1 protein-coding gene is annotated in these 13,909 nt (G+C 72.4%); it reads left to right on the forward strand.

What is annotated here, in order from left to right; genetic code table 11:
- The first annotated feature begins 4 nt into the window (after positions 1–4).
- The gene (locus AMA02S_RS00430) at positions 5–13,888 is read left to right on the forward strand and encodes a non-ribosomal peptide synthetase (protein ID WP_084264373.1); all 13,884 of its coding nucleotides are present in this window, start codon (positions 5–7) and stop codon (positions 13,886–13,888) included.
- The last annotated feature ends 21 nt before the right edge of the window (positions 13,889–13,909 follow it).

The raw sequence follows: 13,909 nt of genomic DNA on the forward strand, positions 1-13,909 counted from the left end.
TCACATGATTCCCCTGTCTTTTGCGCAGCGCCGGTTGTGGTTCATTCACCGTTTCGAGGGTCCCTCGGCGACCTACAACGTCCCGCTTCGCGTCCGGTTGACGGGCACGCTCCATCTCCGTGCGCTTGAGCTGGCGATCCGGGACGTGGTGGGGCGGCACGAGAGCCTGCGGACGGTGATCGTCGAAGACGAGGGCGGCGTCGCGTTCCAGAAGGTGCTGCCGCTGGACGAAGCACACGTGACCGTCACCTCGCAGGACGTCGGCCCTGCCGGCATCGACGCCGCCGTCACCCAGGCCGTCAGCCACCGCTTCGACCTGGCCACCGACATCCCCCTGCGAGCCTGGATCTTCCACACCGGACCCGACGAACACACCCTGGTCCTCCTCATCCACCACATCGCCATGGACGGCGAATCCATGGCACCCCTCGTCCGCGACCTATCCACCGCCTACACCGCACGCGTCGCCGGCCACCCCCCACACTGGCCCGACCTCCCAGTCCAATACACCGACTACACCCTCTGGCAACGCCAACTCCTCGGCGACGAAAACAACCCCGCCAGCCTCGCCGCACAACAATTCCACTACTGGCGCCAAGAACTCCACGGCATACCCCAACCACTCCCCCTCCCCACCGACCGCCCCCGCCCCGCAGTCGCCAGCCGCCGCGGCGACATGCTCGAAATCCGGCTCGACACAGCGATGCATGCCGCGATCGAGGAGCTGGCCCGCGAGCATGACGCGACCGTCGCGATGGTGCTCCAGTCGGCGATGGCGGTCCTGCTGCACCGCCTGGGCGGTGGCGAGGACATCACGATCGGATGCAGCATCGCGGGCCGTACCGAGGAGGCGCTGGCCGACCTGGTCGGCTTCTTCGTCAACACGTGGGTGCTGCGGACCGACCTGTCGGGCGCCCCCGCCTTCGCGGCCGTCCTCGGCAGGGTGCGGGACAAGGCGCTGGCGGCCTACGACAACCAGGACGCCCCGTTCGAGCGGCTCGTCGAACTGCTCAACCCCGAACGCTCCACCGCCTACCACCCCCTGTTCCAGGTCGGGTTCACCTGGCAGAGCAACGCGCGGCTGGACGTGGACATGCCCGGAGCGCGGGCGTCCCTGGAGGGCGTCAGGACCGGGACCGCGAAGTTCGACCTGGAGTTCAGCTTCGCCTACGAGCCGGCCGGCGAGGGGATGCTGTGCCAGCTGGAATACGCCACGGACCTGTTCGACCGGGAGACGATCGAGGCGATCGGAGAGCGGTTCGTCCGGGTGCTGCGTCAGGTGGTGGCGGAGCCGGGGCTGCCCGTGGGCGCGGTGGACGTCCTTGGCGAGGCTGAGCGGGACTGGCTGCTGTCCGGGGTGAACGACACCGCGGGAGCTCCCGCCGAGGCGGAGACGATCCCCGCGCTGTTCGAGCGTCAGGTCACCGAGCGCCCTGACGAGACCGCGGTGATGTACGGCACCGCGTCGGTGGCCTACCGCGAGCTCGACACCCGCTCCGACCGGCTCGCGCGAGTGCTGGCGGCGCGCGGCGTGGGACCGGAGACGGTGGTGGCGGTGGCGCTGCCCCGCTCTCCGCACCTGATCGTCGCGGTCCTCGCGGTGATGAAGGCGGGCGGCGCCTACCTTCCCGTGGACCCGGCCTACCCCGCCGACCGGATCGAGTTCATGCTCACGGACTCGGCCGCACACTTGATGATCACTGACACCGCGACGCAGGGGCAGCTCCCCGACCTCGCCGTCCCCGTCCTGCGCACCGACACCCTCGACTCCGACGCGGACGCGGACGCGGACGCCGGTACCGACGCGCCAGGCGACCGCCTTCGGCCTCCATCGGTCGGCAACACCGCCTACGTCATCTACACCTCCGGGTCGACCGGACGCCCCAAAGGCGTGGCGGTCACCCACATCGGGCTGGCCAGCCTGCTCGCCACCCAGGTGGAACGCCTGAACGTCACGCCCGACAGCCGCGTCCTCCAGTTCGCCTCACCCAGCTTCGACGCCTCCGTCTGGGAGATGACCACGGCGTTGCTGACCGGCGCCGTCCTGGTCCTGGCCGACAAGGACGCCCTGGCACCCGGCACGCCACTGGTGGAGACCATCGCGGCGTCCGGGGTGACGCATGTCCTGCTGCCCCCGCCCGTGCTGGCGACGCTGCCGGCCGGTTCGCTGCCGAGCGTGACGTCCCTGGTGGTCGGCGGCGAGGCGACCTCGGGTGAACTGGCGGCGGCATGGGCGGCGGGACGGCGGATGATCAACGCCTACGGCCCGACCGAGACCACGGTCATCGCGTCGATGAGCGAACCGCTGGCGGGCGACGGCGCCGCGCCGCCCATCGGCGGGCCGATCACCGGCGCCCGGGTCTACGTGCTGGACGGCGCGCTCCGGCCTGTGCCACCGGGAGTTCCCGGCGAACTGTACGTGGCCGGGCCGGGCCTGGCCCGCGGCTATGTACGGCGGGCGGGCCTGACCTCCGAGCGGTTCGTCGCATGCCCGTTCGGCAGTCCCGGGGAACGGATGTACCGCACGGGCGACCTCGTGACGTGGACGCGGGACGGAGAGTTGCACTACCGGGGACGCGCCGACGCGCAGGTGAAGGTCCGCGGTTTCCGGATCGAGCCCGGCGAGGTCGAAACGGCGCTGGTCGCGCACCCGAGGGTCGCGCAGGCCGTGGTGGTCGCCCGCGGTCCCGCCGGGAACGGCGGAAGCACCCGGCTGATCGGCTATGTGGTGCCCGTCGGCGCCGACGAGGCGGGGTTCGGCAACGTGACGAACGTCCGCGACTTCGACTTCGACCTCAGCGCCGGGGTGTCGGCGGCGGAGCTGCGCGCGTTCCTGTCGGGACGGCTGCCGGAGTTCATGGTGCCGTCGGCGTTCGTCGTGCTGGGCGGGCTTCCGCTGTCCCCGAACGGCAAGGTGGACCAGCGGGCGCTGCCGGACCCGGAGATCGCCGCCGCGGCGTACCGGGCGCCGCGCACGCCCCTGGAAGAGGTCCTGGCCGCAGTGTTCGCGCAGGTCCTGCAACGGGATCGGGTGGGAATCGACGATGACTTCTTCGCCGCCGGTGGGGACAGCATCCGGTCCATCCAGGTGGTGTCGCGGGCGCGCGCACGCGGGGTCGAGATCAGCGCGCGGGACGTCTTCGAGCACCGGACGGTCGCCAGGCTGGCCGAGGTCCTGAACGGCCGCGCGGACGCCGAGGGCCCCGAGGGCCCCGCCGGAGCGGCGGACCGCGACGAGGGCGGGCGGGGCCGATCCGACGCGCCGCTGGTGACGGTGAGCCCCGGCGAGTGGGAGATGTGGCGGGAACGCCATCCCGGCCTGGCGGACGTGTGGCCGCTGGGTCCGTTGCAGGCTGGTCTGCTGTTCCACGCGATGCTGGCCGACACCGCCTTCGACGCCTACCACATGCAGTTGGTCATCCATCTGTCCGGCCAGGTCGACCCGGATCGGCTGCGCGCGGCCGGGCAGGCCCTCCTCGACCGCCACGCCAACCTGCGGACGGCGTTCGTCGACGACGAGTCCGGGGACCCGGTCCAGCTCGTCATCGCCGGCGCGGGGTTGCCGTGGCGGCATCTGGACCTCGGTGACCTGCACGAGGACGAACGCGAGGAGTCCCTGCAACGGTTCCTGGCCGAGGACCGCGACGCCCACTTCGACCCCGCGACGCCGCCGATGCTCCGGATGACGCTGGTCACGCTCGGTTCGGACCGCTCGGAACTGGTCGTCACGGCCCATCACGTCCTGCTGGACGGATGGTCGTTGCCGCTGCTGATGCAGGACCTGCTTCGGCTGTACGGTTCCGCCGGCGACCCGTCGGCGCTGCCCGCGGCCCCCCGGTTCCGCGACTACCTGGCGTGGCTCGCCGAGCGGGACGACGCGGAGTCGGCCCGGGCCTGGGCGGCGGAGCTGGACGGGGTCGACGAGCCGACCCTGATCGCCGCGGGCAGGGCGCAGGAACTCGGCACGACCGGTCCCGCCGTGGTCGACGTGGCGCTCTCGGTGGACGAGGCCCGCGAGCTGGCGGGCCGCGCGACCGAGCTGGGCGTCACGCTCAACACCGTCGTCCAGGTGGCCTGGGGGGTGCTGCTCGGAATGCAGACCGGGCGGCAGGACGTGGTGTTCGGCGCGGCGGTGTCCGGCCGCCCGCCCTCGGTGCCGGGTGTCGACTCGATGATCGGGCTGTTCATCAACACTGTGCCGGTGCGGCTGCGGTGCTCCCCGGCGGCGACGCTCGCCGAGCTGATGACCGGGCTCCAGGCCCGGCAGGCCGCGCTGCTGGATCACCACCACCTCCGGCTGGCCGACATCCAGCGGGCCGCCGGGCTGACCACCCTGTTCGACACCGTCATCGGCTTCGAGTCCTATCCGATCGACCGTGCGGGCATCAGGGAGGCGGGCACCGCCGCCGGTGTCGAGATCACGGGGATCAAGACCTCGGGCGGCACCCACTACCCGCTGGCCGTGCTGGCCTTCGAGGACCCGCACCTGCGGGTCGCCCTGCAGTACCAGGAGGAGGCGTTCGACCAGGACGCCGTCCAGATGATCGCGGCGCGGTTCGCGCGGGTGCTGCATCAGGTGGTGGCTGATCCGCGGCTACCCGCCGGCGCGGTGGACGTCCTCGGCGAGGCCGAGCGGGACTGGCTGCTGTCCGGGGTGAACGACACCGCGGGAGTTCCCGCCGAGGCGGAGACGATCCCCGCGCTGTTCGAGCGTCAGGTCACCGAGCGTCCCGACGAAACCGCGGTGATGTACGGCACCGAGTCGCTGACGTACCACGACCTCGACACCCGCTCCGGCGAACTCGCACAGATATTGGCGGCGCGCGGCGTGGGACCGGAGACGGTGGTGGCCGTGGCGCTGCCCCGCTCACCGCACCTGATCATCGCGGTCCTCGCGGTGATGAAGGCGGGCGGCGCCTACCTTCCCGTGGACCCGGCCCACCCCGCCGACCGGATCGAGTTCATGCTCACGGACGCGGCCGCACACGTGATCGTCACCGATGCCGCCACGCGGCGGCGGCTGCCCGACCTCGCGATACCGGTACTGCACGCCGACGCGGACGCCCCCGACGCCGACACCGGCGTCGACACCGGCGTCGACACCGGCGTCGACACCGGCGTCGACACGCGAGGCGGTCGCCCCGCGCCCCTCTCGGTGAGCAACACCGCCTACGTCATCTACACCTCCGGATCGACCGGACGCCCCAAAGGCGTGGCGGTCACCCACACCGGGCTGGCCAGCCTGCTCGCCACCCAGGTGGAACGCCTGAACGTCACGCCCGACAGCCGCGTCCTCCAGTTCGCCTCACCCAGCTTCGACGCCTCCGTCTGGGAGATGTGCATGGGCCTGCTGTCGGGGGCCACGCTCGTCCTGGCGGACAAGGACGCGCTGGCGCCGGGCGATCCGCTGGAGCACACGATCGACGCCCAGCGGGTGACGCATGTGACGCTCCCTCCCCCCGTCCTGGCCTCGATGCGGCCGGGGACGCTGGGGACGGTCGAGTCCCTGGTCGTCGCGGGCGAGGCGTCCTCGTCGGACCTGGTGGCGGCGTGGTCGCGCGACAGGCGGATGATCAACGCCTACGGCCCCACCGAGACCACCGTGTGCGCCACGATGAGCCCGCCGCTGGTGGGGGACGCAAGCGTGCCGCCGATCGGCGGACCGATCACCGGTGCCCGCGTCCACGTGCTGGACCACGCCCTCCGTCCCGTACCGGCAGGAGTTCCCGGCGAACTGTACGTGGCCGGGCCGAGCCTGGCCCGCGGCTATGTACGGCGGGCGGGCCTGACCGCCGAGCGGTTCGTCGCGTGCCCGTTCGGTGGCCCCGGGGAACGGATGTACCGCACGGGCGACCTCGTTCGCTGGAACTCCGAGAACCAGCTGGAGTACATCGGCCGGGCGGACGCGCAGATCAAGGTCCGCGGCTTCCGGGTCGAGCCGGGAGAGATCGAGGCGGCCCTCGCCTCGCACGAGGCCGTCGAGCAGGCCGTGGTGGTGGCGCACGAGGATCCGGCCGGTGATCGGCGGCTGGTCGCGTACGTGGTGCCGAGCGCGGCCGGGTCCGCCCTCGGCGGGGCGGATGACAAGGTCGCCGCGTGGGAGCAGGTCCACGAGCGGGTCTACGCGTCCTCGGACGCGCCGTGGGGCGAGGACTTCGGCGGCTGGGACTCCCAGTACACCGGAACCGCGATCCCGCTGCCGGAGATGGCGGCGTGGCGGGACGCGGCGGTGGAGCGGATCTCGTCCTGGTCCCCCCGCCGAATCCTGGAGATCGGCGTGGGCACCGGGCTGCTGATGTCGAAGATCGTGCCCGACGTGGAGGAGTACTGGGCCACCGACCTGTCGGCCACGGTGATCGCGCGCTTGCGCGACCAGGTCGCGCGGGCGGGGTACGCCGAGCGGGTGCGGCTGCGGTGCCAGACCGCCGACGACGTTTCCGGGCTGCCGCGCGGGCATTTCGACACGGTCGTGTTGAACTCCGTCGTGCAGTACTTCCCGGACACCACCTACCTGGGCCGCGTGCTGCAACAGGCCATGGAACTGCTCGCCCCGGGCGGCCGGATCGTGGTCGGGGATGTGCGGAACGCGGGTTCGTTCCGGTTGTTCCGGGCCGGAGTGCAGCGGGCACGGCATCCGGACGCGGCGGAGTCGGTGGTGCGGGCGGCCGTCGCCAAGGCGATGCGGGCGGAGAAGGAACTGCTGCTGGACCCCGAGTGGTTCACGCGCTGGGCCGACCGCCATGACGTCGGCGCCGCGGACATCCGGCTGAAGGCCGGGCGGGCGCACAACGAGCTGACCCGGCACCGCTACGAGGTCGTCCTGCACAAGGCGCCCGTGGACGCCGTGCGGCTGGACGACGTCCCGACCTGGGTGTGGGGCGAGCAGGTCGGGGATCTCGCTGGGATGGCCGAGTTCGTCCGCACCCGAGGCGACACTCCCGTGCGGATCACGCGGATCCCGAACGCCAGGCTGACCGGCGAGGTCGAGGCCGCCTCGGCGGCCTCGCTGATCGACGCGCCCGCGACCGGCCACCGGGAGATCGACCCGCAGGACGTGCACGACTGGGCGCGACGACAGGGCTGGGACGCGCTCGTGACCTGGTCGACCAACGCGGTGGAGTGCTTCGACGTCGTCGTGTTCCCCGGCGGCGGGACGGCGGGACGGGTGCTGTCCGGCGGGTTCGTCCCGTCCGGGCGCGTCGGCCGGACGCTGGCGAACGAGCCGGCCGGGGCGCGGGAGGGCGAGACCCTCGCGGCGGTGCTGCGCGGTCACGTAACCGGGCGGCTGCCCGGATACATGGTCCCCTCGGCCGTGATGACCATCTCCGAGGTGCCCCTGAACACCAGCGGAAAGCTGGACCGGCGGGCGCTGCCGGCGCCCGACTACGCCGGGGCGCTCGTCGGCCGGGCCCCCCGCACGGCGCAGGAGGAGGTCCTGTGCGGGTTGTTCGCCGAGGTGCTCGGGCTGGAGCGGGTCGGCGCCGACGACGACTTCTTCGACCTCGGCGGGCATTCGCTGCTCGCGACACGGCTCGTCCGCCGGATCCGCACGGAGCTGAACGTCGAGATCCCCATCAAGGCGATCTTCGAGTCACCGTCCGTCGCCGAGCTGGTCAGGCACCTGTCGACGGGGCTGTGGGTGCGGCCGCCGCTGCGGCCCGCCGAGGTGCGCCCGGATCGCCTGCCGCTGTCGTACGCGCAGCGCCGGTTGTGGTTCATTCACCGTTTCGAGGGCGCATCCGCGACCTACAACTCCCCGCTCCGCATCCGGTTGACGGGCACGCTCGATGCCGGCGCGCTGGAGTCGGCGATCCGGGACGTGGTGGGGCGGCACGAGAGCCTGCGGACGGTGATCGTCGAAGACGAGGGCGGCGTCGCGTTCCAGAAGGTGCTGCCGCTGGACGAAACGCACCTGACCGTCACCTCAACGCACATCGACGCCGACGGCATCGACGCCGCCGTCACCCAGGCCGTCAGCCACCGCTTCGACCTGGCCACCGACATCCCCCTGCGAGCCTGGATCTTCCACACCGGACCCGACGAACACACCCTGGTCCTCCTCATCCACCACATCGCCATGGACGGCGAATCCATGGCACCCCTCGTCCGCGACCTATCCACCGCCTACACCGCACGCGTCGCCGGCCACCCCCCACACTGGCCCGACCTCCCAGTCCAATACACCGACTACACCCTCTGGCAACGCCAACTCCTCGGCGACGAAAACAACCCCGCCAGCCTCGCCGCACAACAATTCCACTACTGGCGCCAAGAACTCCACGGCATACCCCAACCACTCCCCCTCCCCACCGACCGCCCCCGCCCCGCAGTCGCCAGCCGCCGCGGCGACGCCGTCGAGTTCACCGTGGACCCGCAGGTCTTGGCGGCGGCCGAGGAATTGGCACGCGCACAGGGGATGACTGCGGCGATGGTGTTCCAGTCGGCGCTGGCCGTACTGCTCCACCAGCTCACCGGCAGGGACGACCTGACGATCGGATCGCCGATCGCCAACCGGACCGACGAGGCTCTGACGGACCTTGTGGGCTTCTTCGTCAACACATGGGTGCTGCGGACCGACCTGTCGGGCAACCCCACTTTCGAGGCTCTGCTCAACCGCGTGCGGGACAAGGCACTGGCGGCCTACAACAACCAGGACGCCCCGTTCGAGCGGCTCGTCGAACTGCTCAACCCCGAACGCTCCACCGCCTACCACCCCTTGTTCCAGGTGGCATTCGCCTGGCAGAACATCTCCTGGGAGGACTTCGACCTCCAGGGGACGCGGGCCACGCTCGAACCGTTCTCGACCAATGTCGCGAGATTCGACCTGGAATTCGCGATGTTCGCCCTTCCCGGGCACGGGGTCCAGGGCCGTCTCGAATACGCCACCGACCTGTTCGACCGGGGCACGGCCGAAGGCATCGTCGCGCGTTTCGTGCGGGTCGTCGGGCAACTGGTCGCCGACCCCGTCATGCCCGTCGCACTCGTGGACGTGCTGGACCCCGCCGAGCGCGACCGTTTGCTGCGGACGGTAAACGACACGGCCGCACCGGTACGGGTGGGGACGATCCCCGAACTGTTCGAGCGCCGGGTGGCCGAGCGTCCGGACGCGGTCGCGCTGGTGCACGAGGGAGAGTCGCTGACCTACCGGGAGCTGGACTCCCGGGCCAACCGGCTGGCGCGGCTGCTGATCGGGCGCGGCGTCCGTCCGGAGTCGGTGGTCGCGGTGATGCTGCCGCGCTCGCCCGGCTTGTGGACCGCCGCGCTGGCGGTGATGAAGGCGGGCGGCGCCTACCTGCCGGTGGACCCCGCCTACCCCGCGGACCGGATCGAGTTCATGGTGAAGGACTCCGAGGCGCACCTGGTGATCGTGGACGCTTCGACGGCGGAGCAGGTCCCGGACCTGAACGCGTCCGTCGTCCACCTGGACGATCCGGACATCGCCACTGCACTGTCCGGTGCCGCACTGTCCGGTGCGGCAGCGTCCGGTGCCGCAGCGTCCGGCGCCGACCGGGAGGCGGAGCCGGTTCGCGACGCCGACCGGCTCGGTCCGCTCACGGTGGCCAACGCCGCCTACGTCATCTACACCTCCGGGTCGACCGGGCTGCCGAAGGGTGTGACGGTGACCCATGTGGGGCTGGCGAGCCTGCTCGCGTCCCAGATCGACGGCCTTGACGTGACGCCGGAGAGCCGGGTCCTCCAGTTCAACTCGCCGAGCTTCGACTCCTCGGTCTGGGAGATGTGCATGGCGCTGCTCTCCGGCGCCGCGTTCGTCCTGGCCGGCCGGGACGAACTGGCCGCGGGCGAACCGCTGGTGGAGACGATCAACACCCACCGGGTGAGCCACGTCCTGCTGACGCCCTCGGTGCTGGCGGCGCTGCCGCCCGGGTCGCTGCCCACCGTCACCACCCTGACGGTGGCCGGGGAACCGGTCTCGCCCGAGCTGGTGGCGGCCTGGTCGCAGGACCGCCGGATGGCGAACGCCTACGGTCCGACGGAGACCACGGTGATGCCGACCCTGTGCGAATCCCTGGTCGGGGACGGCCGGACGCCGTCGATCGGGCGGCCGATCCCGAACGCCCGCGTGTACGTCCTGGACGCGTTCCTGCGCCCGGTACCGGTGGGCGTGGCGGGCGAGCTGTACGTGGCCGGGGCGGGTCTCGCCCGCGGGTACCTCGGCCGGGCCGGGCTGACCGGCGGGCGGTTCGTGGCCTGCCCGTTCGGCGGACCGGGTGAGCGGATGTACCGGACCGGCGACCTCGTCCGCTGGAACCCGGGCGGCGAGCTGGAGTTCGTCGGACGGGCGGACACGCAGGTGAAGCTGCGCGGATACCGGATCGAGCCGGGCGAGATCGAAGCGGCCCTGGCGGCCCATCCGAGGGTCGCGCAGGCCGTGGTGGTCGTCCGGGAGTCCGCCGGGACGAGCGGGGCCAGGCAACTGGTCGGCTACGTGGTGCCCGTGGGCCTGCTGGAGACCGACCGGTCCGAGGGGCTCGGCGGCGGCGGCATCGACCTGAGCTCCGGGGTCTCGGCGGGGGAACTGCGCGGTTTCCTGTCGGGGCGGCTGCCGGAGTTCATGGTGCCGTCGGCGTTCGTCGTGCTGGACCGCCTGCCGATGACGCCGAACGGGAAGGTGGACCGCGGTGCGCTACCGGACCCGGAGTTCACGGGCGAGACCTACCGGGCGCCGCGCGACCACCTGGAACGGGTCCTGGCCGAGGTCTTCGCCGAGGTCATGGGGCTGGAGCGGGTGGGCCTCGATGATGACTTCTTCGCCACGGGCGGGGACAGCATCCAGTCCATCCAGGTGGTGTCGCGGGCGCGGGCCCACGGAGTGGAGATCAGCCCGCGGGACGTCTTCGAGCACCGGACGGTCGCGAAGCTGGCCGGGGAGGTGCGCGGCCGGTCCGGCGCGAGCGCGACCCTGGAGGAGTTCGAGGGCGGCGGCACCGGAACCATGCCGCTGCTGCCCGTGGCGCGGTGGATCCGCGAGCAGGGAACCACGCCCGAGGGATTCGACCGGTTCTCCCAGTCCATGGTGGTGGATCTCCCGGACGGCATCGACCACGCCGGGCTGACCGCGACGCTGAGCGCGGTGCTGGACCACCACGACCTCCTGCGGTCCCGGCTGGTCGCCGCCGACGGCGGGACCCTGGAGGTGAGCGCGCCGGGTTCGGTGGACGCGGCGGGGCTGATCCGCCGCGTCGAATGCGACGGCCGCTGGGACGAGCGGTGGCGGGACCTTGCCGCCGCGGAGCTGAGCGCCGCCACCCGCGCGCTGGACCCGTCCGCGGGCATCATGGCCCGGTTCGTGTGGTTCGCACCGGCGCAGTCCGGGCCGACCCTGGCCCCAGCAGGAGGGCGACCCCCCACATTCCCCGAAAAGACCCGGTTGCTGATCGTCCTGCACCATCTGGTGGTAGACGGCGTGTCATGGCGGATCCTGCTGCCGGACCTCGCGGCGGCCTGGGAGCAGGTCCAGGCCGGGAAGACGCCGGCCCTGCCCCGGGTGGGGACGTCGATGCGGCGGTGGGCGCACGCGCTCGCCGCGGAGGCGGCCGACCCGGCGCGGGTCGCGGAGCTGCCGCTGTGGCGGTCGGTGCTGGACGCTCCGGACCCGGTGCTCGGGTCCCGCGCGCTCGATCCGGCCGCGGACGTCATGTCCACCGTGGACGCGGTGTGGCTGCGGCTCCCGGCGCCGCTGACCGAGTCGGTGGTGACCGCGCTCCCGGCGGCGTTCCGCGGCGGCGTCAACGACGGCCTGCTGGCCGGGCTGGCGTTGGCGGTCGTCCGGTGGCGCCGCCGGCGGGGCTTGGAGGAGTCCTCGGTGCTGCTGCGGGTCGAGGGGCACGGCCGGGAGGAGCAGGTGGTACCGGGGGCGGACGTCTCCCGGACCATGGGCTGGTTCACCAGCGTGTTCCCGGTCCGCCTCGACATCGGCGACACCGACCCGCAGGAGGCCTTCGCCGGCGGGCCGGCCGCCGGCGAGGTGGTCGCCCGGGTCGGGGAGCAGGTGGCGGCGCTGCCCGACAAGGGCATCGGCTTCGGGTTGCTGCGGTACCTCAACGCCGAGACCGCGGCCGAGTTGGAGCCGTACCCCACCGGCCAGATCGCCTTCAACTACCTGGGCAGGTTCTCGGCGGCGGACATGCCGGAGAGCCTGCGAGGGAACGGGTGGACCGAGGCCGCCGACGCGGCCGAGCTGGTCGCCGAGCCCGCCGCGGACGGTCCGGTGCTGGCGACGCTCGATGTCAACGCGTACGTGTCGGACGCCGAGGACGGCCCGAGGCTGAGCGCCCGCGTCGCCTTCCCCACCGGGGTGCTGTCCCGCGACGAGGTCGCGGAGCTGGTGGACCTCTGGTCGGACGCGCTGGAGGGGCTGGCCCGGTACGTCGCGGAGCACGGCGGCGACCCGGTCCCGTCGGACGCGACGATGGTCCCGGTGGATCCCGGCGAGCTGGAGGCGTGGCGGGCACGCCACCCCGGCCTGGTGGACGTGTGGCCGCTCGCGCCGCTCCAGCCGGAGCTGCTCGTCCACGCGATGGCGGCCGGAATCCCGTTCGACGCCTACCACATGCAGATGGTGATCCATCTGTCCGGACGGGTGGACCCGGACCGCTTGCGCGCGGCGGGACAGGCCGTGCTCGACCGGTACGCCAACCTGCGGACGGCGTTCGTCCACGACGCGTCCGGAAGCCTCGTCCAGCTCGTGGTCGACGGCGTCCGGCTGCCGTGGCGGCATCTCGACCTCTCCGATCTGGAGGGGGGTCAGCGCGAGGACGCGCTGCAACGGTTCCTGGCCGAGGACAGCGACGCCCACTTCGACCCCGCCGCACCGCCGATGCTGCGGATGACGCTGGTCACGGTGGGTCCGGAGCGCTCGGAACTGGTGTTCTCCGCCCACCACGTGCTGCTGGACGGATGGTCGGGCCCGCTGTTCATGCAGGAGTTGCTCCGGCTCTACGGGTCGGCAGGTGACCCGTCGGCGCTGCCTCCTGCGCCGGAGTTCCGGGACTACCTGGCATGGCGCGCCGGGCAGGACCCCGAGGAGTCGGCCCGGGCCTGGGCGGCGGAGCTGGACGGGCTCGGCGGGCCGACGCTGCTCGCCCCGGAGACGACGTCCCCCGTCGAGTGGGAGGGTTTCGGTCTGGCCGACGTCCCGCTCCCGGTGGCGGAGGCCCGCGCGTTGGCGCGGCGCGCCACCGAGCTGGGCGTCACGCTGAACACCGTCGTCCAGGTGGCCTGGGGCGTCCTGCTGGGACGGCTGACCGGCCGGCGGGACGTGGTGTTCGGCGCGACGGTGTCGGGCCGGCCGCCGTCGGTGCCGGACGCCCACTCGATGATCGGGCTGTTCATCAACAACGTGCCCGTGCGGGTGAGATGCGCACCGGACGCCACCCTGGCCGACCTGGCGACCGAGGTGCAGTCCCGCCAGGCCGCGCTGCTGGACCACCATCACCACCGCCCGGCGGGCGTCGAGCGGCCGACCGGCCGGGGCGGCCTGTTCGACACCCTCGTGGTGTTCGAGTCGTATCCCATCGACCGGGCCGCCCTGCGGGAGGCGAACACCGCCGCCGGTGTGGCGATCACCGGGGTGGGCATGTCGAGCGGCTCGCACTACCCGCTGGGCGTGGCGGCGATCGAGGATCCGCACCTGCGGGTGGGCCTGCAATACCAGCGGCACGTGTTCGAGCAGGACGCCGTCGAGGTGATCGCCGCACGGTTCGGCGCGATCCTGCGGAGGTTCGCGGCCGATCCGCGAGCGCGGGTCGACACAGTGCAGGACGCAGTGACCGACACGGCGGCCGGCAGGGCGACCGACACGGTGGCCGACACAGCGACGGACACGGTGACGGACGCCCCGGAGGAGGACGGGGTGGAGGACCGGTAGAGGCCACGGGTACCGGCTGAC

The sequence above is a fragment of the Actinomadura macra NBRC 14102 genome (assembly GCF_001552215.1).
Classification (GTDB): domain Bacteria; phylum Actinomycetota; class Actinomycetes; order Streptosporangiales; family Streptosporangiaceae; genus Spirillospora; species Spirillospora macra.